This window comes from Streptomyces sp. Y309 (assembly GCF_056712025.1).
Map to the genome: position 1 here is coordinate 7633759 of NZ_CM160048.1, position 21804 is coordinate 7655562.

Annotated in this window: 18 protein-coding genes and 1 pseudogene; 16 read left to right on the forward strand and 3 right to left on the reverse strand. The window is 70.7% G+C overall.

The genetic code is table 11. The features are described 5' to 3' along the window. Positions 1-74: 74 nt before the first annotated feature. Complete coding sequence (locus AC0KTA_RS31810) at positions 75-2282, reverse strand: elongation factor G-like protein EF-G2 (protein ID WP_481051647.1); 2208 nt, start codon at positions 2280-2282, stop codon at positions 75-77. A 204-nt stretch (positions 2283-2486) separates the two neighbouring features. Here AC0KTA_RS31810 and pgsA point away from each other — a divergent pair. The 15 genes and pseudogenes from pgsA (at position 2487) to AC0KTA_RS31885 (ending at position 18556) form a co-directional block, all read left to right on the forward strand. After that, positions 2487-3216: pseudogene (pgsA, locus tag AC0KTA_RS31815) on the forward strand (phosphatidylinositol phosphate synthase). Next, positions 3213-4148, forward strand: a complete 936-nt coding sequence (locus AC0KTA_RS31820; RefSeq protein ID WP_481051648.1) for a phosphatidylinositol mannoside acyltransferase — start codon at positions 3213-3215, stop codon at positions 4146-4148. Before pgsA ends, AC0KTA_RS31820 begins: the two are co-directional and overlap by 4 nt. Beyond that, entirely contained in the window at positions 4145-5311 is a 1167-nt protein-coding gene (locus AC0KTA_RS31825; RefSeq protein ID WP_481051649.1) for a glycosyltransferase family 4 protein, read from the forward strand. The genes AC0KTA_RS31820 and AC0KTA_RS31825 overlap by 4 nt, the downstream gene beginning before the upstream one ends. 283 nt (positions 5312-5594) lie before the next feature. Then, entirely contained in the window at positions 5595-6140 is a 546-nt protein-coding gene (locus tag AC0KTA_RS31830) for a LemA family protein (protein WP_481051650.1), read from the forward strand. Positions 6141-6388: 248 nt separating this feature from the next. Beyond that, positions 6389-7312: a pyridoxal 5'-phosphate synthase lyase subunit PdxS gene (gene pdxS, locus AC0KTA_RS31835; protein WP_481051651.1), complete on the forward strand. Its 924-nt coding sequence runs from the start codon at positions 6389-6391 to the stop codon at positions 7310-7312. A 3-nt stretch (positions 7313-7315) separates the two neighbouring features. Further along, complete coding sequence (gene pdxT, locus AC0KTA_RS31840) at positions 7316-7924, forward strand: pyridoxal 5'-phosphate synthase glutaminase subunit PdxT (RefSeq protein ID WP_481051652.1); 609 nt, start codon at positions 7316-7318, stop codon at positions 7922-7924. A 48-nt stretch (positions 7925-7972) separates the two neighbouring features. Next, complete coding sequence (locus AC0KTA_RS31845) at positions 7973-8725, forward strand: YebC/PmpR family DNA-binding transcriptional regulator (protein WP_481051653.1); 753 nt, start codon at positions 7973-7975, stop codon at positions 8723-8725. A gap of 195 nt (positions 8726-8920) precedes the next feature. Continuing rightward, a complete protein-coding gene (gene ruvC / locus AC0KTA_RS31850; RefSeq protein WP_481051654.1) occupies positions 8921-9568 on the forward strand; it encodes a crossover junction endodeoxyribonuclease RuvC in 648 nt (215 codons plus the stop codon). Then, a complete protein-coding gene (gene ruvA, locus AC0KTA_RS31855) occupies positions 9565-10176 on the forward strand; it encodes a Holliday junction branch migration protein RuvA (protein ID WP_481051655.1) in 612 nt (203 codons plus the stop codon). The genes ruvC and ruvA overlap by 4 nt, the downstream gene beginning before the upstream one ends. Before the next feature lie 68 nt (positions 10177-10244). Further along, positions 10245-11327, forward strand: coding sequence for a Holliday junction branch migration DNA helicase RuvB (ruvB, locus tag AC0KTA_RS31860; RefSeq protein ID WP_481051656.1), 1083 nt, complete (start codon positions 10245-10247; stop codon positions 11325-11327). Between the two features lie 177 nt (positions 11328-11504). Then, positions 11505-11996 (forward strand): preprotein translocase subunit YajC, encoded by a 492-nt coding sequence (gene yajC / locus AC0KTA_RS31865; protein ID WP_481051657.1) that lies wholly within the window; start codon positions 11505-11507, stop codon positions 11994-11996. A gap of 183 nt (positions 11997-12179) precedes the next feature. Next, entirely contained in the window at positions 12180-13997 is a 1818-nt protein-coding gene (gene secD, locus AC0KTA_RS31870; protein WP_481051658.1) for a protein translocase subunit SecD, read from the forward strand. 1 nt (position 13998) lies between these two features. Further along, positions 13999-15135 carry a protein translocase subunit SecF gene (secF, locus tag AC0KTA_RS31875; protein WP_481051659.1) on the forward strand — a complete coding sequence of 379 codons (1137 nt, stop codon included), beginning with the start codon at positions 13999-14001 and terminating at the stop codon, positions 15133-15135. Further along, positions 15132-15680, forward strand: coding sequence for an adenine phosphoribosyltransferase (locus tag AC0KTA_RS31880; protein WP_481051660.1), 549 nt, complete (start codon positions 15132-15134; stop codon positions 15678-15680). Before secF ends, AC0KTA_RS31880 begins: the two co-directional genes overlap by 4 nt. A gap of 221 nt (positions 15681-15901) precedes the next feature. Then, positions 15902-18556, forward strand: a complete 2655-nt coding sequence (locus AC0KTA_RS31885) for a RelA/SpoT family protein (RefSeq protein WP_481051661.1) — start codon at positions 15902-15904, stop codon at positions 18554-18556. 90 nt (positions 18557-18646) lie between these two features. Here AC0KTA_RS31885 and AC0KTA_RS31890 read toward each other — a convergent pair whose 3' ends face one another. Both AC0KTA_RS31890 and AC0KTA_RS31895 read right to left on the reverse strand, forming a co-directional pair. After that, on the reverse strand, positions 18647-19879 hold the full coding sequence (locus AC0KTA_RS31890) for a DUF349 domain-containing protein (protein ID WP_481051662.1): 1233 nt from the start codon (positions 19877-19879) through the stop codon (positions 18647-18649). A 133-nt stretch (positions 19880-20012) separates the two neighbouring features. Next, on the reverse strand, positions 20013-20840 hold the full coding sequence (locus tag AC0KTA_RS31895) for a peptidylprolyl isomerase (protein WP_481051663.1): 828 nt from the start codon (positions 20838-20840) through the stop codon (positions 20013-20015). A gap of 245 nt (positions 20841-21085) precedes the next feature. Here AC0KTA_RS31895 and AC0KTA_RS31900 point away from each other — a divergent pair, with 245 nt between their 5' ends. Beyond that, the gene (locus tag AC0KTA_RS31900) at positions 21086-21799 is read left to right on the forward strand and encodes an MBL fold metallo-hydrolase (RefSeq protein WP_481051664.1); all 714 of its coding nucleotides are present in this window, start codon (positions 21086-21088) and stop codon (positions 21797-21799) included. Positions 21800-21804: the final 5 nt, after the last annotated feature.

Consider the following 21804-nt stretch of genomic DNA (forward strand, 5'->3'; position numbering starts at 1 on the left):
ATCCGGCAGGGGGCGGCCGAATGCCGCCCGCACGAGCGGTTCCTGAGCGGGCGGCACCCGGCCGGACACGTCAACTAGGCGGTGTCCTGCGCCTGTTCGCGGATCTTCTGGGAGAGCTGCGCGGGCATGGGCTCGTGCCGGGCGTAGCTCCGGCTGAACCGCGCGGTGCCCTGCGACAGGGACCGCAGGTCCACCGCGTACCGGCCGATCTCGATCTCGGGCACCTCGGCCCGCACCAACGTGCGCCCGCCCGGGGCCTGTTCGGTGCCGACGACGCGGCCGCGCCGTCCGGACAGGTCGCTCATGACCGAGCCCACGTGCTCGTCGCCGACCAGGACCTGCACCTCGGCGACCGGTTCGAGCAGGTGGATGGTGGCAGCGGCCGACGCCTCGCGCAGCGCGAGCGCCCCGGCCGTCTGGAACGCGGCGTCGGAGGAGTCCACGGAGTGCGCCTTGCCGTCGAGCAGAGTGACGCGTACGTCGATGAGCGGGTAGCCGGCCGCGATGCCCTTGGCCGCCTGCGCGCGGATGCCCTTCTCGACGGACGGGATGAACTGCCGCGGCACCGCGCCGCCCACGACCTTGTCGACGAACTCGATGCCGCTGCCGCCCGGCAGCGGCTCCACCTCGATCTCGCAGATCGCGAACTGGCCGTGGCCGCCGGACTGCTTCACATGGCGGCCGCGCCCGGCCGACTTGTTCGCGAACGTCTCCCGTAGGGAGACCTTGTGCGGCACGAGGTCGACCTGCACGCCGTAGCGGTTGCGCAGTCGCTCCAGGGCGACGTCCGCGTGCGCCTCGCCCAGGCACCACAGGACCACCTGGTGGGTGTCCTGGTTCTGTTCGAGCCGCATCGTCGGGTCCTCGGCGACGAGCCGGGACAGGCCCTGCGAGAGCTTGTCCTCGTCCGCCTTGCTGTGCGCCTGGATGGCGAGCGGGAGCAGCGGGTCGGGCATGTCCCAGGGCTCCATCAGGAGCGGGTCGTCCTTGGCCGACAGGGTGTCGCCGGTCTCGGCGCGGCTGAGCTTGGCGACGCAGGCCAGGTCGCCCGCGATGGCCCGGGAGAGCGTGCGCTGCTGCTTGCCGAACGGCGAGGAGAGGGCGCCCACGCGCTCGTCGACGTCGTGGTCCTCGTGCCCGCGGTCGGCCAGGCCGTGCCCGGACACATGCACCGTCTCGTCGGGGCGCAGCGTGCCGGAGAAGACGCGGACCAGCGAGATCCGGCCGACGTACGGGTCCGACGCGGTCTTCACCACCTCGGCGGCGAGGGGGCCTTCGGGGTCGCAGGTCAGGGCGGGGCGGGGCTTGCCCGCCGGGGTGGTGACGGCCGGAGCGGGGTGCTCCAGCGGGGTCGGGAAGCCGCCCGTGATCAGCTCGAGGAGTTCCACGGTGCCGATGCCCTGGCGGGCGCCCTCAGCGGCGGGCGCGGCGGCGAGCACCGGGTGGAAGATGCCGCGCGCGACGGCCCGTTCCAGGTCCTCGACGAGTGTCTTGTAGTCGATGTCCTCGCCGCCGAGATAGCGGTCCATCAAGGACTCGTCCTCGCTCTCGGAGATGATCCCCTCGATCAGCTTGTTGCGCGCCTCCTGGATGACGGGCAGCTGGTCCTCGCCCGGTTCGGACTCCTTGCGTTCGCCCGACGCGTAGTCGAAAACCCGCTGGGAGAGCAGTCCGACCAGGCCGGTCACCGGCGCGTGCCCGTCGGGTCCCGGCTCGCCGTGCAGGGGCAGGTACAGCGGCAGTACGGCGTCGGGGTCGTCGGCACCGAAGGCCTCGGCGCAGCAGCGGGTCATCTCCGTGAAGTCGGCGCGCGCCGCCTCCAGGTGCGTGACCACGATCGCCCGCGGCATGCCGACCGCCGCGCACTCCTCCCACACCATGCGGGTCGCGCCCGTGATGCCCTCGGCGCCCTCGGCCGCCGAGACGACGAAAAGGGCCGCGTCCGCGGCGCGCAGACCGGCCCTCAGCTCCCCGACGAAGTCGGCGTATCCCGGGGTGTCCAGGATATTGATCTTGTATCCGCCCCATTCGACGGGAACCAGTGACAGTTGTACGGAACGTTGCTGACGGTGCTCGATGTCGTCGTAGTCCGACACCGAGGTGCCGTCCTCGACCCGGCCCGCCCGGTTCACCGCCCCCGCGGTCAGCGCGAGGGCCTCCACCAGAGTCGTCTTGCCCGATCCGCTGTGGCCGACCAGCACCACATTCCGTACGGACGCGGGATGGTCGGCCGTCGCTGCCCTGCCGGCGGCTCCGGGGTGTGCATTCGCCTTGTCGCCCATGCCTTGCCTCCCGGTTACGCGCATGGCTGAGGAGGCGCAGCCCCCTCAGGGATGCTGGCTGTGCGCGGACGCACGGGACCCGCGTGCGGGGGCGGCTCCGGCGACGCCCGCGGTGCTTCCGAGCTTTCCACTCGTGTCACGGTGCGTCCATACGTCGTACGCGATCGTGAGGGGGCGAGCCGGTGTGTCGCGGGCGTGACTACGATGGGCCAGCCGGTGGCCAACGGGGCCGCCATGCGCACCGACCCTCGGGAAGGCCATGCTGAACAAGTACGCGCGTGCATTCTTCACGCGTGTCCTCACACCGTTCGCCGCGTTTCTCATCCGCCGCGGGGTCAGCCCCGACACGGTCACGTTCATCGGCACGGCCGGTGTCGTCGCGGGAGCGCTGGTCTTCTACCCCCGCGGGGAGTTCTTCTGGGGCACGGTCGTCATCACGCTGTTCGTCTTCTCGGACCTGGTCGACGGCAACATGGCGCGCCAGCTCGGCCGCTCCAGCAGGTGGGGCGCGTTCCTCGACTCGACGCTCGACCGGGTCGCGGACGGCGCGATCTTCGGCGGCTTCGCCCTCTGGTACGCCGGTGCCGGCGACAACAACATCTTGTGCGCGGTGTCCATCTTCTGCCTGGCCAGCGGCCAGGTGGTGTCGTACACGAAGGCGCGCGGTGAGGCGATCGGCCTGCCCGTGGCCGTCAACGGCCTGGTGGAGCGGGCCGAGCGTCTGGTGATCTCGCTGGTCGCCGCGGGCTTCGCCGGGCTGCACAAGTTCGGTGTCCCCGGCATCGACGTGCTGCTGCCCGTCGCCCTGTGGATCGTCGCGGTCGGCAGCCTCGTCACGCTCGTGCAGCGCGTGGTGACCGTACGCCGCGAGTCCGAGGAAGCGGACCAGGAGGCCGCGCGGGAGGCACCCCAGGAGAGCGAGACGGCCTCATGAGCCCGGCCACGGAGAAGCTGACGGACGCGCTGTACGGCCTCGGCTGGAGCACGGTCAAGAAGCTTCCCGAGTCCACCGCCGCGAGCCTCGGCCGCACCATCGCCGACCTCGCGTGGAAGCGGCGCGGCAAGGGCGTGCTCCGCCTGGAGGCGAACTACGCGCGCGTGGTGCCCGACGCAAGCCCGGCACGCCTCGCCGAGCTGTCCAAGGCGGGCATGCGGTCGTACATGCGGTACTGGATGGAGTCCTTCCGGCTGCCGGCCTGGAGCAAGGACCGCATCCGCAACGGCTTCACCCCCCAGGACCTGCACCACCTGACCGAAGGCCTGGAGGCGGGCAAGGGCGTCATCCTCGCGCTGCCGCACCTCGGCAACTGGGACCTGGCGGGCGCGTGGGTGACCACGAAGCTCGACACGCCTTTCACGACCGTGCAGGAGCGGCAGAAGCCCGAGTCCCTGTACGACCGCTTCGTGGCCTACCGCAGCGGCCTCGGCATGGAGGTCCTGCCGCACACCGGCGGCTCCGCCTTCGGCACGCTGGCACGCCGGCTGCGCGCGGGCGGCCTCGTCTGCCTGGTCGCGGACCGGGACCTGTCGGCGTCCGGCGTCGAGGTCAAGTTCTTCGGCGAGACCGCGCGGATGCCCGCCGGGCCCGCCGCCCTCGCCCAGCAGACCGGCGCGCTGCTGCTCCCGGTGACGCTCTGGTACGACGACTCGCCCGTCATGCGGGGCCGGGTCCACCCGCCGGTCGACGTGCCCGAGACGGGGACGCGGACGGAGAAGACGGCCGCCATGACACAGGCCCTCGCAGACGCTTTCGCCACGGGGATCGCCGAGCATCCGCAGGACTGGCACATGCTGCAGCGGCTGTGGCTCGCGGACCTGGATCCGGCGAAGGCGCCGGGCGGCCGGGCCGATGAGGGGACACCGTGAAGGTAGGCATCGTCTGCCCCTACTCGTGGGACGTGCCGGGCGGCGTCCAGTTCCACATCCGCGATCTGGCGGAGCACCTCATCCGCCTGGGACACGAGGTCTCCGTCCTCGCCCCCGCGGACGACGAGACCCCGCTTCCGCCGTACGTGGTATCGGCGGGCCGGGCCGTTCCCGTCCCGTACAACGGCTCGGTGGCACGGCTCAACTTCGGCTTCCTGTCGGCCGCGCGGGTGCGGCGCTGGCTGCACGACGGCACGTTCGACGTGATCCACATCCACGAACCGACGTCGCCGTCGCTCGGCCTGCTCACGTGCTGGGCCGCGCAGGGGCCGATCGTCGCCACCTTCCACACCTCCAACCCGCGCTCGCGCGCCATGATCGCGGCGTATCCGATCCTGCAGCCCGCCCTGGAGAAGATCAGCGCGCGCATCGCGGTCAGCGAGTACGCGCGCCGCACGCTGGTGGAGCACCTCGGCGGCGACGCGGTCGTCATCCCGAACGGCGTCGACGTCGACTTCTTCGCCCGGGCCGAGCCCAAGCCGGAGTGGCAAGGGGAGACGATCGGCTTCATCGGGCGCATCGACGAGCCCCGCAAGGGCCTGCCGGTGCTGATGAAGGCGCTCCCGCAGATCTTCGAGGCACGGCCCGAGGCCCGCCTCCTCGTGGCCGGGCGCGGCGACGAGGAGGAGGCCGTCGCCTCCCTGCCCGCCGAACTGCGCTCCCGCGTGGAGTTCCTCGGTATGATCAGCGACGAGGACAAGGCGCGGCTGCTGCGCAGCGTCGACTTGTACGTCGCCCCGAACACCGGCGGCGAGAGCTTCGGGATCATCCTGGTCGAGGCGATGTCGGCCGGCGCCCCCGTCCTCGCCAGCGACCTCGACGCCTTCGCCCAGGTCCTCGACCAGGGCGCGGCGGGCGACCTGTTCGCCAACGAGGACGCGCACTCGCTGGCCGACGCGGCGATCCGGCTGCTGCGCGACCCCGTACGCCGCGAGGAACTGCGCGACCGGGGCAGCAAGCACGTACGCCGCTTCGACTGGTCGACGGTCGGCGCGGACATCCTGTCCGTGTACGAGACGGTCGCGGTGGGCGCGGCCGCAGTGGCAACGGACGAACGCACGGGCCTGCGAGCAAGATTCGGCCTGGCAAAGGACAAGCTGTAACCGCAAGCGGCGGCCTGCCCGGGGGCGCCGAAAGCCCGACGGGAGCATCAGACAGCCCGCCCGGCACCTGAGGACGAGCAGGTGGTAGCCCGTCCGGCGTTTGAGGACGAGGCCGAAGGCCGATCAACTGACGGCCGACGGGGGGATAACAGCCCGTCCGGCGCTTGAGGACGAGGCCGAAGGCCGATAAAACGGCCACCCCGGGGGGCGCAGCCCCGAGGCCAAGGGGCGGCCCCCGAACCACCCCCCGTTCAAGGAGCCCACTCCGGGTACCTTTGCGCGGGTGACCTCCACGTTGATCTGGATCGCCGTAGCCCTCCTCGCGATCGGCCTCTACCTGAGCTGGACCGCGGGACGCCTCGACCGGCTGCACGCGCGGATCGACGCGGCCCGTGCCGCGCTCGACGCGCAGCTGCTGCGCCGCGCGTCGGTCGCCCAGGAACTGGCCACCTCCGGAGTGCTCGACCCGGCGGCCTCCATCGTCCTGTACGAGGCGGCGCACGCGGCCCGGCAGGCGGAGGAGGAGCACCGCGAGGTCGCCGAGAGCGAGCTGAGCCAGGCGCTGCGCGCGGTCTTTGAAGAGACGGGACAGGTCGAGGCGGTCCGTGCGGCCCCCGGTGGCGAGGGCGCCGCGGACGAACTGGCCCAGGCGGTCCGCCGGGTCCCCATGGCCCGCCGCTTCCACAACGACGCCGTGCGCGCCGCTCGCGCCCTGCGCCGCCACCGCAAGGTCCGCTGGTTCCGGCTGGCCGGGCACGCACCGTTCCCCATGGCCTTCGAGATGGACGACGTGGCGCCGGCGGCGCTGGCGGACCGGCCGGGGACGTAGGCTCCCTCAGCGCCCCGCAGGGGCCGTCACCGCCCCCCTCGTGGCACCCTCATCGCGGCGAAAACGATCCACAGCCTCACCATTGGCCCTTGCTGTGGACTGGTCCCAGGACGTTTCCTCGGTACCAGCGGAGACGCGACGGAAGCCGGGCGGAAGCCGATTTCCGCCCGCCGTCCCCGCTCGGCGGCCCGCGCCCACGTGCCGTGCCCGCCGACCGCCACCGCCTTCGTACCGAGTGAGGTCACCCCGTGTCCAGCACGCTCTCCAGCAGCCCCCAGCCCGCCGACAGCACCGCGACCGGCACCGCCCGCGTGAAGCGCGGCATGGCCGAGCAGCTCAAGGGCGGCGTGATCATGGACGTCGTGACGCCGGAGCAGGCGAAGATCGCCGAGGACGCGGGCGCCGTCGCCGTCATGGCCCTGGAGCGCGTCCCCGCGGACATCCGCAAGGACGGCGGCGTGGCCCGGATGTCGGACCCGGACATGATCGAGGGCATCATCGAGGCGGTGTCCATCCCCGTGATGGCCAAGTCCCGCATCGGCCACTTCGTGGAGGCCCAGGTCCTCCAGTCGCTCGGCGTCGACTACATCGACGAGTCCGAGGTCCTCACCCCGGCCGACGAGGTCAACCACTCGGACAAGTTCGCCTTCACCACCCCCTTCGTCTGCGGCGCCACCAACCTCGGCGAGGCCCTGCGCCGCATCGCCGAGGGCGCGGCCATGATCCGCTCCAAGGGCGAGGCCGGCACCGGCAACGTCGTCGAGGCCGTCCGCCACCTGCGCCAGATCAAGAACGAGATCGCCAAGCTGCGCGGCTTCGACAACAACGAGCTGTACGCCGCGGCCAAGGAGCTGCGCGCCCCGTACGAGCTCGTCAAGGAGGTCTCCGAGCTCGGCAAGCTGCCGGTGGTGCTCTTCTCCGCCGGTGGCGTCGCCACCCCCGCCGACGCCGCCCTGATGCGTCAGCTCGGCGCCGAGGGCGTCTTCGTCGGCTCCGGCATCTTCAAGTCCGGCGACCCGGCCAAGCGCGCCGCCGCCATCGTGAAGGCCACCACCTTCTTCGACGACCCCAAGATCATCGCGGACGCGTCCCGCAACCTCGGCGAGGCCATGGTCGGCATCAACTGCGACACCCTGCCCGAGGCCGAGCGCTACGCGAACCGTGGCTGGTAACCCATGAACGACACCCCCGTAGTCGGCGTCCTGGCTCTCCAGGGCGACGTGCGGGAGCACCTCATCGCCCTGGCCGCGGCCGACGCCGTGGCCAGGCCGGTGCGGCGCCCCGAAGAGCTCGCCGAGGTCGACGGCCTGGTCATCCCCGGCGGCGAATCGACCACCATCTCCAAGCTGGCAGCGCTGTTCGGCCTGTTGGAGCCGCTACGCGCGCGCGTGCGCGAAGGCATGCCGGTCTACGGCACCTGCGCGGGCATGATCATGCTCGCCGACAAGATCCTCGACCCGCGCTCGGGGCAGGAGACGGTCGGCGGCATCGACATGATCGTGCGCCGCAACGCCTTCGGGCGGCAGAACGAGTCCTTCGAAGCGGCAGTGGACGTCAAAGGCGTCGAGGGCGACCCTGTAGAGGGCGTCTTCATCCGCGCCCCCTGGGTGGAGTCGGTCGGTGCCGAGGTCGACGTGCTCGCCGAGCACGAGGGACACATCGTCGCCGTACGCCAGGGCGACGCGCTCGCCACGTCCTTCCACCCCGAGCTGACGGGCGACCACAGGATGCACGCCCTCTTCGTGGAGATGGTGCGGGCGAAGCAGGCGCCGAGGTCCTTGTAGGATCTCTGGCGTTCGTACTGAGGTTGGTTACGCGAAGGAGACAGGCAGATGTCCGGCCACTCTAAATGGGCTACGACGAAGCACAAGAAGGCCGTGATCGATGCCAAGCGCGGCAAGCTCTTCGCGAAGCTGATCAAGAACATCGAGGTCGCGGCGCGTACGGGCGGCGCCGACGTGGACGGCAACCCGACGCTCTTCGACGCCATTCAGAAGGCGAAGAAGAGCTCGGTACCGAACAAGAACATCGACTCCGCGGTCAAGCGCGGCGCCGGTCTCGAAGCCGGTGGCGCCGACTACGAGACGATCATGTACGAAGGTTACGGCCCGAACGGCGTCGCGGTGCTCATCGAGTGCCTCACCGACAACCGCAACCGCGCCGCCTCCGACGTGCGCGTCGCGATGACCCGCAACGGCGGCTCCATGGCCGACCCGGGCTCGGTGTCGTACCTCTTCAACCGCAAGGGCGTCGTGATCGTCCCCAAGGGCGAGCTGACCGAGGACGACGTGCTCGGCGCGGTGCTGGACGCCGGTGCGGAGGAAGTCAACGACCTCGGTGAGAACTTCGAGGTCATCAGCGAAGCCACCGACCTGGTCGCGGTGCGCACCGCGCTCCAGGAGGCCGGCATCGACTACGACTCGGCCGAGGCCAACTTCGTCCCGACCATGCAGGTCGAGCTGGACGAGGACGCCGCGCGCAAGATCTTCAAGCTCATCGACGCCCTCGAGGACAGCGACGACGTGCAGAACGTCTTCGCCAACTTCGACGTGTCGGACGACGTCATGGCGAAGGTCGACGCGTAAGCGCTCCGCTGGGTTTCCGCGATCCGGCGGCTGTCGGCCGTCCGTGGTTGCTCGCGCGCCGCGGCGCAGCCGCAACTCGATGCAGACCCGCGCCCCTTTGGGGCGCGAACGGGCCGACGGGACACACCCTCGTCGGCCCGTCGCGTTGTCAGAGGGACCCGATAGCCTGCACAGACAGGCGATTGGAGGGGCCAGGTGCGCGTGATGGGGGTCGATCCGGGGCTTACCCGGTGCGGTGTCGGGGTCGTTGAAGGCGTTGCCGGACGACCGCTCACCATGCGTGGCGTCGGTGTCGTACGCACGCCCGCGGACGTGGAGTTGGGCCACCGCCTAGTGGCCATCGAGCAGGGCATCGAGCGCTGGCTGGACGACCACCGCCCCGAATTCGTCGCCGTGGAGCGGGTGTTCAGCCAGCACAATGTCCGCACGGTCATGGGCACCGCCCAGGCCAGCGCCGTCGCCATGCTGTGCGCGTCGCGCCGCGGCATCCCCGTCGCCCTGCACACCCCCAGCGAGGTCAAGGCCGCCGTCACCGGCAGCGGCCGCGCGGACAAGGCCCAGGTCGGCGCGATGGTGACCCGACTGCTCCGGCTGGACGCGCCGCCCAAGCCCGCCGACGCCGCCGACGCCCTGGCCCTCGCCATCTGCCACATCTGGCGCGCCCCCGCGCAGAACCGCCTCCAGCAGGCCGTGGCCCAGAACCGCCTCCAGCAGGCGGCGGCCCAGCACGCACAGCACGCACAACAGGCCCAGCAGACGCAGCACATCCGGAAAGTCCGGCAAGCCCAGCAAGCCCAGCAAGCCCAGCAAGCCCAGCAAGCATCGAAAGGCCGACCCGCATGATCGCCTTCGTCAGCGGCCCGGTCGCCGCCCTCGCCCCGGACACCGCCGTGGTCGAGGTGGGCGGCATCGGCATGGCCGTCCACTGCACGCCGAACACACTCTCCGGACTCCGCATCGGTCACCAGACCAAGCTCGCCACGTCCCTGGTCGTCCGCGAGGACTCCCTCACCCTTTACGGCTTCGCGGACGACGACGAGCGGCAGACCTTCGAGCTGCTCCAGACCGCGAGCGGCGTCGGCCCGCGCCTCGCCCAGGCGATGCTCGCCGTGCACAGCCCGGACGCGCTGCGCCGCGCGGTCGCCACGGCCGATGAGAAGGCCCTCACCGCCGTGCCCGGCATCGGCAAGAAGGGCGCCCAGAAGCTGCTCCTGGAGCTGAAGGACCGCCTCGGCGAACCGCTCGGCACCGGCGGCCCCGCCATCGGCACGGCCGTCACGTCCGGCTGGCGCGACCAGCTGCACGCCGCACTGATCGGCCTGGGGTACGCGACGCGCGAGGCGGACGAGGCCGTCACCGCTGTCACCCCGCAGGCCGAGGCCGTCGAGGGCACCCCCCAGGTGGGACAGCTCCTCAAGGCCGCGCTCCAGACCCTGAACCGCACCCGCTAGCCGCAGCCCGTACACCGCAGCCCGTACACCGAGCCCGGCAACGGGCAGACCACCGCGAGGCACACCGCATGAACTGGGACGACACGACCGACGAGACCACGGCCGCAGCCGGTGCGGCCGAGCGCCTCGTCGGAGCGTCCGCCGACGGCGAGGACCAGGCGGTCGAGGCCGCCCTGCGCCCCAAGGACCTGGGCGAGTTCATCGGCCAGGAGAAGGTCAGGGAGCAGCTCGACCTCGTCCTGCGCGCCGCCCGCGCGCGCGGCGCCACCGCCGACCACGTGCTGCTCTCCGGCGCCCCCGGCCTCGGCAAGACCACCCTCTCGATGATCATCGCCGCCGAGATGGGCGCCCCGATCCGCATCACCAGCGGCCCGGCCATCCAGCACGCCGGCGACCTCGCCGCGATCCTGTCCTCCCTCCAGGAGGGCGAGGTCCTCTTCCTCGACGAGATCCACCGCATGTCACGGCCCGCCGAGGAAATGCTGTACATGGCCATGGAGGACTTCCGCGTCGACGTGATCGTCGGCAAGGGCCCCGGGGCCACCGCCATCCCGCTGGAGCTGCCGCCCTTCACGCTCGTCGGCGCCACCACGCGCGCGGGCCTGCTGCCGCCGCCGCTGCGCGACCGCTTCGGCTTCACCGCGCACATGGAGTTCTACGAGCCCGCCGAACTGGAACGGGTGATCCACCGCTCCGCGCACCTGCTCGACGTAGAAATCGACACCGACGGCGCCGCCGAGATCGCAGGACGATCCCGCGGCACCCCCCGCATCGCCAACCGTCTGCTCCGCCGCGTACGCGACTATGCGCAGGTCAAGGCCGACGGCGTGATCAACCGCGAGATCGCGGGCGCGGCCCTGAGTGTCTACGAAGTCGATGCCCGCGGCCTCGACCGCCTGGACCGCGCCGTCCTCGAAGCCCTCCTGAAGCTCTTCGGCGGCGGCCCCGTCGGCCTGTCCACCCTCGCCGTCGCGGTGGGGGAGGAGCGTGAGACGGTGGAAGAGGTGGCCGAGCCCTTCCTCGTCCGGGAGGGGCTGCTCGCCCGCACGCCCCGCGGCCGCGTCGGGACGCCCGCCGCATGGGCCCATCTGGGTCTCGTCCCGCCCCGGCAGGGAGCGGGAACTGGACAACAGGACTTGTTCGGGTCGTGACGCGGCGCGCACCGGCGCGGAGAGTCGCACCGTCAGGAACTGCGGTGCCATGCTGAGCGTTGTTCCTTAGGTGCGGACTCGCTTAGACTCCGCCGATGCCGCCCTTGTGGGCGGCGCCGCCCACCCCCATCCATCAGGCCGCACACGTACGCGGTCGTGCGAAGGAAACTCCGTCCCGTGAATATCGTGACCCTCCTCCCCTTCATCGTGCTCATCGGGGCCATGTTCCTGATGACCCGGTCCGCCAAGAAGAAGCAGCAGGCGGCGGCGCAGATGCGCAGCGACATGACGCCTGGCACCGGCATCCGCACGATCGGAGGCATGTACGCCACCGTCAAGGAGGTCCACGACGACGCGGTCCTCCTCGAGGTGGCCCCCGGCGTCCACGCGGTGTACGCGAAGAACTCCATCGGCGCCGTCCTCGACGACGACGAGTACAACCGCATCGTGCACGGCACCACCGAGGACGACGACCTGAAGTCCGACGACACCCCGGTGGTGCCCGACGACGCCTCCTCCCTCACCGGAACCGGCGAGCCCGCCGACGCCGCCGCGGACGCTTCGGACGACGCGCGCATCGACCTCGGCAAGAAGGACACGGCCGACGAGGCCCCCGAGGCAGCCGACGCAGAGCCGAAGAAGACCGACGGCGAGTCCGGCGCGAAGTAGTCACGGACGGGGGTCCTTGCGCCCGCTCGCGCAGCGCGGCCCCCGCCGCAGGTGATTTCGCGCCACGTCTCGACACAACTTCATGGCCGCCCGCCCGGGTCTCCTCCACCGCAGGCCTCCGCTCAGCGCAGGTGACGGCGAGGCACCCCGCAGGCCGGACGGTTGGACAGGGAGAACGAGAAGGTGGCAGCACCCACGAAGGGCCGCAGGCAGGCCGCCCAGGGGAAACCGGGCCGCACCCTGGTCCTGATCATGATCGCCCTGGTGGCGCTCACCGGAGGGATGTTCCTCTCCGGTCACACCACGCCGCGCCTCGGCATCGACCTCGCCGGCGGTACGAGCATCACGCTCGAGGCGAAGAACGAGCCGGGCCAGAAGAACGCGATCAACCAGACCAACCTGAACACGGCTGTTGACATCATCAACAACCGTGTCAACGGCCTGGGCGTCTCCGAAGCCGAGGTGCAGACCCAGGGGAACAAGAACATCATCGTCAACATCCCCAAGGGCACCAACGCCAAGCAGGCGCGGGAGCAGGTCGGCACGACCGCTCAGCTCTACTTCCGGCCCGTCCTCGCCCAGCAGCCCAGCACGGGTGCGGGGGAGAAGCCGAAGCCGACGCCCAAGCCGTCGGACTCCGGCAAGGGCGGTGACAAGGGCGACCAGGGTGACAAGCCCAAGGAGAGCGACAAGCCCACGGACGGGGCGACCTCGCCGAGCGCGACGCCGACCACCCAGGGCCGCTCCGTCACCGACGGCCTGAAGGCCGACGCCACCCCGCCCGCGACGCCCACCGGCGACGCCAAGGACGACCCGGCCAAGGACGGCAAGAAGGACGACGGCAAGAAGGACCCGTCGCCCACGCCGCCCGGCGGCGATGCCACCGCCAAGCTCCAGGAGCAGTTCACCAAGCTCGACTGCACCAACGAGAAGGCCCGCCTGAAGGTCAAGGAAGGCGTCAAGCCGTCCGACCCGGTCGTGGCCTGCGGCAAGAACGAGAACGGCTGGGACAAGTTCATCCTCGGACCCTCCGAAGTCAACGGCAAGGAGGTCGATGACGCGAAGGCCGTCTACGACACCCAGGGTGCCGCCGGCTGGAAGGTCACGATGAGCTTCTCCGGCAAGGGGACGAAGCAGTTCGCGGACATCACCGGCAAGCTCGCCAGCCAGCAGCCGCCGCAGAACGAGTTCGGCATCGTCATGGACGGCGAGGTCGTCTCCGCGCCGTACGTCCGGCAGGCGCTGACCACCGGCGAGGCCGAGATCTCCGGCAGCTTCACCCAGGACGAGGCCAAGGACCTGGCCAACATCCTGTCGTACGGCGCGCTCCCACTGACCTTCAAGGAGCAGAGCGTCACGACGGTCAGCGCGGCCCTGGGCGGCGAGCAGCTGCGCGCCGGTCTCATCGCCGGCGCCATCGGCCTCGCGCTGGTCATCATCTACCTGGTGGCGTACTACCGCGGCCTGGCGCTCATCGCCATCGCGTCCCTCGGCGTCTCCGCGGCGCTGACGTACACGATCATGACGCTGCTCGGCCCGACGATTAAGTTCGCCCTGAACCTGCCGGCGGTCTGTGGTGCCATCGTCGCCATCGGTATCACCGCCGACTCGTTCATCGTCTACTTCGAACGCATAAGGGACGAGGTCCGCGAGGGCCGTACGCTGCGGCCCGCCGTCGAGCGCGCCTGGCCGCGGGCCCGGCGCACCATCCTGGTGTCCGACTTCGTGTCGTTCCTCGCCGCCGCGGTGCTCTTCATCGTCACCGTCGGCAAGGTCCAGGGCTTCGCGTTCACGCTGGGCCTGACGACGCTCCTCGACGTCGTGGTGGTGTTCTTCTTCACCAAGCCGCTGATGACGATCATGGCCCGCAAGAAGTTCTTCGCGAGCGGCGGCAAGTGGTCCGGTCTCGACCCGAAGCGGCTCGGCGCCAAACCGCCGCTGCGCCGCTCGCGCCGCCCCGGCGCGACCGCCCCCGTCGACTCGACCCCGAAGGAGGCGTGAGATGTCGAAGCTCGGCAATCTCGGCGCCAGGCTCTACCGCGGCGAGGTCGGCTACGACTTCGTCGGCAAGCGCAAGATCTGGTACGGCATCTCGATCCTGATCACCATCACGGCCATCGTCGGCCTGGCGGTGCGCGGCCTGAACATGGGCATCGAGTTCGAGGGCGGCGCCGTCTTCAACACGCCGAAGACCAGCGTGTCGGTCGCCAAGGCGGAAGAGGTCGCGGAAAAGGCCTCCGGCCACGACGCGCTCGTACAGAAGCTCGGCAACGACACCCTGCGCATCCAGATCGCCGGCGTGGACACCGGTAAGTCCGACCAGATCAAGGCCGAGCTCGCCGACGAGTTCGACATGAAGGCGGACGACATCAACGCGGACCTGGTGGGTCCGAGCTGGGGTGAGCAGATCGCCAACAAGGCCTGGCAGGGCCTGGCGATCTTCATGGTCCTGGTCGTGATCTATCTGGCGATCGCCTTCGAGTGGCGGATGGCGCTGGCCGCGCTCGTCGCGCTCATCCACGACATCACGATCACCGTGGGTGTGTACGCCCTCGTCGGCTTCGAGGTCACACCGGGCACGGTGATCGGTCTGCTGACCATCCTCGGTTATTCGCTGTACGACACCGTGGTGGTCTTCGACAGCCTCAAGGAACAGTCGAAGGACCTCGTCAAGCAGACCCGCTTCACGTACAGCGAGGTCGCCAACCGCTCCATCAACAGCACCCTGGTGCGGTCGATCAACACCACGGTCGTGGCGCTCCTGCCGGTCGCCGGTCTGCTGTTCATCGGCGGCGGCTTCCTCGGCGCGGGCATGCTGAACGACATCTCGCTGTCGCTGTTCGTCGGCCTCGCCGCGGGCGCGTACTCCTCGATCTTCATCGCGACCCCGCTGGTCGCCGATCTCAAGGAGACCGAGCCGAAGATGAAGGCGCTCAAGAAGCGGGTGCTCGCCAAGCGCAGGGCGGCCGCCGCCAAGGGCGAGTCCGCCGAGACCCCGGAGCCGCAGGGCGACGGCGACGATTCGCAGGACGGCGCCGAGCAGGACGCGGCCCCGGCCGTGGTCGGCCCGCGCTCGGGACCGCGGTCCCAGCCCGCCCGCAACCGCGGCCGCGGCCGTCCGTCGGGGAAGCGCCGATGACCGACACCGCCGAGATCAACGCGCTGCTGCTCAGCCGCATCCGCGATGTGCCGGACTATCCCGAGCCGGGCGTGCTGTTCAAGGACATCACGCCGTTGCTCGCGGACCCGGCGGCGTTCGCGGCCCTGACCGGCGCGCTCGCCGACATGAGCGTGCGCTGCGGGGCCACCAAGGTGGTCGGCCTGGAGGCGCGCGGCTTCATCCTGGGCGCCCCGGTGGCGCTGCGCGCCGGGCTCGGCTTCATTCCCGTACGCAAGGCGGGCAAGCTCCCCGGAGCGACCCTCAGCCAGCGTTACGACCTGGAGTACGGCAGCGCCGAGATCGAGGTGCACGCCGAGGACCTGGCCGCGGGCGACCGCGTCATGGTCATCGACGACGTCCTCGCCACCGGCGGCACCGCCGAGGCCTCGCTCCGGCTCGTCCGCCGGGCCGGGGCCGAGGTGGCCGGCGTCGCGGTGCTGATGGAGCTCGGCTTCCTGGGCGGCCGCGAGCGGCTGGTTCCCGCCCTGGACGGCGCTCCCCTGGAGGCGCTGCTCAAGGTCTGAGCACCTTCTGGAGCCGGTGCGGCGGTGGGACGGCCGCGGCAGACGGTTCTGGACACCCCGGCAGGACAAGGAGGCGGGCCCGGCGGAATCCGGCGCCCGCCTCTGGTGTTTCTCCAGTACAGAGCCGTCTCACCGGCCGAGGACGAGCCGTCGGCCCAGGATCGATACCATGGGCACTTCGGGACCTGACCGGGGGACCCGATCGCGCACAGGGAGCGCTCTTGCCAGACGAGTCCCAGCCACTTGCCGCCGCCAAGTCCGCCCAGCAGGCAGAGCGGGCCGCGGCGCCCGCCGTCGCGCCCGTGAAGCCCGGGGATTCCGGGACGAGTGCGCCCGGTGGCACGGACGCGCAGCGCGCGCCCGGTGGCGACACCGCGCGTGACGGCAAGCCGGCCGAGCAGCCCCGCCCCAAGCCGCCGCCGGAGTCCCGCCCCACCCCGCAGGAGCGCCCCGCGGCGGCCACCCACGCCGCCCCACCGGTCCGCCCCGCCCCCGTGAAGGCCCCCGCCCCGGTCAAGCCCCCTGCCCCGGTCAAGCCTCCCGCCCCGGTGAAGCCCCCGGTCACCGGCAAGACGGAGCGCTCCGGCTCCTCCAACCGCGTGCGCGCCCGCCTCGCCCGTCTCGGCGTCCAGCGCTCGAATCCGTACAACCCGGTCCTGGAGCCGCTGCTGCGGATAGTGCGCAGCAACGACCCGAAGATCGAGACCGCGACGCTGCGCCAGATCGAGCGCGCCTACCAGGTCGCCGAGCGCTGGCACCGCGGCCAGAAGCGCAAGAGCGGCGATCCGTACATCACCCACCCGCTCGCCGTCACCACGATCCTCGCCGAGCTCGGCATGGACCCGGCGACGCTGATGGCGGGCCTCCTGCACGACACCGTCGAGGACACCGAGTACGGCCTCGACACCCTGCGCCGCGACTTCGGCGACCAGGTCGCCCTGCTCGTCGACGGCGTCACCAAGCTGGACAAGGTCAAGTTCGGCGAGGCCGCCCAGGCCGAGACCGTGCGCAAGATGGTCGTCGCCATGGCCAAGGACCCGCGCGTCCTGGTCATCAAGCTCGCCGACCGCCTGCACAACATGCGCACGATGCGCTATCTCAAGCGGGAGAAGCAGGAGAAGAAGGCCCGCGAGACCCTGGAGATCTACGCTCCGCTGGCGCACCGCCTGGGCATGAACACCATCAAGTGGGAGCTGGAGGACCTCGCCTTCGCGATCCTCTACCCCAAGATGTACGACGAGATCGTGCGTCTGGTGGCCGAGCGCGCCCCCAAGCGCGACGAGTATCTGGCCATAGTGACCGACGAGGTCCAGGCCGACCTGCGCGCCGCCCGCATCAAGGCCACCGTCACCGGCCGGCCGAAGCACTACTACAGCGTCTACCAGAAAATGATCGTCCGCGGCCGTGACTTCGCGGAGATCTACGACCTGGTGGGCATCCGCGTCCTCGTGGACACCGTCCGCGACTGCTACGCGGCACTCGGCACCGTGCACGCGCGCTGGAACCCGGTCCCCGGCCGGTTCAAGGACTACATCGCGATGCCGAAGTTCAACATGTACCAGTCGCTGCACACGACGGTCATCGGCCCCAACGGCAAGCCCGTCGAGCTGCAGATCCGCACGTTCGACATGCACCGCCGCGCCGAGTACGGCATCGCCGCGCACTGGAAGTACAAGCAGGAAGCCGTCGCCGGCGCCTCGAAGGTGCGCACGGACGTGCCGAAGAAGTCCGGCAAGGACGACCACCTCAACGACATGGCGTGGCTGCGCCAGCTGCTCGACTGGCAGAAGGAGACGGAGGACCCCAGCGAGTTCCTGGAGTCCCTGCGCTTCGACCTGTCGCGCAACGAGGTCTTCGTGTTCACGCCGAAGGGCGACGTCATCGCCCTCCCGGCGGGCGCGACCCCGGTCGACTTCTCGTACGCGGTGCACACCGAAGTCGGCCACCGCACCATAGGCGCCCGGGTCAACGGACGGCTCGTGCCGCTCGAATCGACCCTGGACAACGGCGACTTGGTGGAGGTCTTCACCTCCAAGGCCGCGGGCGCGGGCCCGTCCCGCGACTGGCTCGGCTTCGTCAAGTCGCCGCGCGCCCGGAACAAGATCCGCGCCTGGTTCTCCAAGGAGCGCCGCGAGGAGGCCATCGAGCAGGGCAAGGACGCCATCGCGCGCGCCATGCGCAAGCAGAACCTGCCGATCCAGCGCATCCTCACCGGCGACTCGCTGGTCACCCTCGCGCACGAGATGCGCTACCCCGACATCTCGTCGCTGTACGCGGCGATCGGCGAGGGCCACGTCACCGCGCAGAGCGTCGTGCAGAAGCTCGTCCAGGCGCTCGGCGGCGAGGAGGCCGCCAACGAGGACATCGCCGAGAGCGCGCCGCCCTCGCGCGGCCGCTCCAAGCGCCGCTCCAGCGCCGACCCGGGCGTGGTCGTCAAGGGCGTCGAGGACGTGTGGGTCAAGCTCGCGCGCTGCTGTACGCCGGTGCCGGGGGACCCCATCATCGGTTTCGTCACGCGCGGCAGCGGCGTATCGGTTCACCGCAGCGACTGCGTGAACGTGGAGTCGCTGTCCCGTGAGCCCGAGCGCATCCTCGAGGTCGAGTGGGCGCCCACGCAGTCGTCGGTCTTCCTGGTCGCCATCCAGGTGGAGGCCCTCGACCGCTCGCGGCTGCTCTCGGACGTCACCCGCATCCTCTCGGACCAGCACGTGAACATCCTGTCCGCGGCCGTCCAGACCTCCCGCGACCGCGTCGCCACCTCCCGCTTCACCTTCGAGATGGGCGACCCCAAGCACCTGGGCCATGTGCTCAAGGCGGTCAGGGGAGTCGAGGGTGTGTACGACGTGTATCGGGTGACGTCGGCGCGGCGGCCTTAAGCGGCCCGCAGAGCCCAGGTCGGGGTGGCCCGCACATGCTGAGGGGCTTGCGTACGCACCGTACGCAAGCCCCTCAGCACGTGAACCTGGCTAACCGCCGAACTCCTGCAGGCCCTTCAGCGCCTGGTCAAGGAGCGCCTGGCGGCCGTCGAGCTCCTTCTGGAGCTTGTCCGCCTTGGCGTTGTTGCCCGCCGCGCGCGCCGTCTGGATCTGGCCCTGGAGCTTGTCGACGGCGGCCTGGAGCTGGCCGGTGAGGCCCTCGGCCCGGGCCCGTGCCTCCGGGTTCGTCCGGCGCCACTCGGCCTCCTCGGACTCCTGCAGCGCCCGCTCCACCGCGTGCATCCGGCCCTCGACCTTCGGGCGGGCGTCGCGCGGGACGTGGCCGATGGCCTCCCAGCGCTCGTTGATGGATCTGAAGGCGGCGCGGGCCGTCTTCAGATCCGTCACCGGGACGAGCTTCTCGGCCTCCTCGGCCAGCTCCTCCTTGAGCTTCAGGTTCTCCGCCTGCTCCGCGTCGCGCTCCGCGAACACCGAGCTGCGGGCGGCGAAGAAGACGTCCTGGGCGCCGCGGAAGCGGTTCCACAGGTCGTCCTCGTGCTCACGCTGTGCGCGGCCCGCCGCCTTCCAGTCGGCCATCAGCTCGCGGTAGCGCGCGGCCGTCGGGCCCCAGTCCGTCGAGCCGGACAGCGACTCGGCCTCCGCGACCAGTTTCTCCTTGGCCTTGCGGGCCTCCTCGCGCTGCGCGTCGAGCGACGCGAAGTGGGCCTTGCGGCGCTTGGAGAACGCCGAGCGGGCGTGCGAGAAGCGGTGCCACAGCTCGTCGTCGGACTTGCGGTCGAGGCGGGGCAGCCCCTTCCACGTGTCCACCAGGGCCCGCAGGCGCTCGCCGGCCGCGCGCCACTGCTCGCTCTGCGCCAGCTCCTCGGCCTCCGCGACCAGCGCCTCCTTGGCGTGGCGTGCCTCGTCCGACTGCTTGGCCTTCTGGGCCTTGCGCTCCTCACGCCGCGCCTCGACGGTCTCGACCAATTTGTCGAGCCGCTTGCTCAGCGCGTCCAGGTCGCCGACGGCATGCGCCTCGTCGACCTGCTGGCGCAGGTGGTCGATGGCGGTCGTCGCGTCCTTGGCCGACAGATCGGTCGTCTTCACCCGGCGCTCGAGAAGTCCGATCTCGACGACCAGACCGTCGTACTTGCGCTCGAAATAGGCCAGGGCCTCCTCGGGAGAACCTGCCTGCCACGATCCGACCACTCGCTCGCCGCCGTCGGCCGTACGCACGTACACGGTCCCCGTCTCGTCGACGCGGCCCCACGGGTCGCTGCTCACAGCGCCTCCTCCACATGATGCCTGCGCAGGGCCACAGGCCCCCGGCATCGTCCACAGTTTCGTCACCGCCAACATAGGCGACCGGCGGGGCGGCTGTCCGCATCCAGCACGAGCGAAATTCGCCTGCCGGAGGTCAGGATTTACGGACGGTGGCCTTGTCGATGACCACCGTCGCGTGGGGCGCCCCGTCGCCCTGGCCGCTGCTTTCACCGGCCGCGGCGATCTTCTTCAGGACCGTCATCCCTGTGGCCGAGATGGTGCCGAACGGTGTGTAGTCGAGCGGCAACTGGGAGTCCTGGTACACGAGGAAGAACTGGCTGCCGCCGGTGTCGCGGCCCTTCTTCTTCTGCGGGTCGTACCGGTTCGCCATGGCGACCGTGCCCGCCGGATACACATTGCCCCGCAGCCGCTCGTCCTTCAGGTTCTCGTCCGGAAGGGAGTACCCGGGATCGCCCTCGCCGGTGCCCTTCGGGTCGCCGCACTGCAGGACGTTGACTTTGCCCGCGGTGAGCCGGTGGCACTTGGTGTGGTCCAAGTACCCCTTGTTCACCAGGAAATTGAACGAGTTGACGGTGTGCGGGGCCTTCGCCGCGTCCAGGTCGATGTCGATGTCGCCGCACGTGGTGGCCAGCTTCATCGCGTACGAAGCCGACTTGTCGATCGTGAGCGCCGGCTCCTTCTTGAAGCTGAGCGGCTTGATCTTGCCGGGCGCGGGCTTCCGGCAGGGATCCTCGGGCTTGCTGGGAGTCGGCTCCGGGGCCGCGTCGTCCTTCGTCGAGCCACCGTCGTCGAAGGCGCCCGCCGCGTACGACACCGCTCCGCCGGCCACGACCACGGCGAGCGCGCCCGCGATCACCGCGTTGCGCATCCGACGCCGGCGCCGCGCGGCCTCCCGCCGCTGCTGCTGCCGCAAGAACTTCTCCCGCGCGAGCTGCTTGCGCCGCTGTTCCTGGCTGACCACCGGGTGCACTCCTTGTACGTCTTCGGCGGTACGGGCCGCGCGAGGGCCTCGTACGTCGCCTGGGTCGTCGTCGCGCGGCGTGACCGGCCGCGTGTGCCCCGTACCGTATATGGGTTGGCTGTGGAATCGGCAGCGCCGGTAGGCTCTGATCTGCCGCAATCTCCGCTGCCACCGCCACTGCCGGTTCCGGCCGGTTCCGCCGCACACCGGCCGGACTCCGCCGGACGACGAAACGAAGGACGATCGTGCTCATTGCCGGGTTTCCCGCCGGGGCCTGGGGCACCAACTGCTACCTGGTCGCCCCCGCCGCGGGCGAGGAGTGCGTGATCATCGACCCGGGGCATCAGGCCACCGCGGGAGTCGAGGAAGCGCTCAGGAAGCATCGGCTCAAGCCCGTCGCCGTCGTCCTCACGCACGGCCACATCGACCACGTCGCCTCAGTCGTCCCGGTCTGCGGAGCGCATGACGTGCCCGCGTGGATCCACCCCGAGGACCGGTACATGATGAGCGACCCGGAGAAGGCCATCGGGCGCGCCTTCGGCGCCCAGCTCATGGGCGAGCTCACGGTGGGTGAGCCGGACGACCTGAAGGAACTCAGCGACGGCGCGAAGCTGGAGCTGGCCGGTCTGGAGCTGACCGTGGCGCACGCGCCCGGGCATACCAAGGGGTCGGTGACGTTCGGACTGCCCGAGGCGGAGGACATCCCTCCGATCCTCTTCTCGGGCGACCTGCTCTTCGCCGGCTCCATCGGACGCACCGACTTCCCCGGTGGCTCCATGGACGACATGCGCGATTCGCTGGCCCGCGTGGTCCTGCCTCTCGACGACTCGACCGTGGTGCTGCCCGGGCACAACCAGCAGACGACCATCGGCCAGGAGCGCGCCACCAACCCGTATCTGCGGGAGGTGGCCGCCGGCCTGGGAGCGGACGGCGCGTTCGCCCCTCGACGAGGAATGTGACGAGA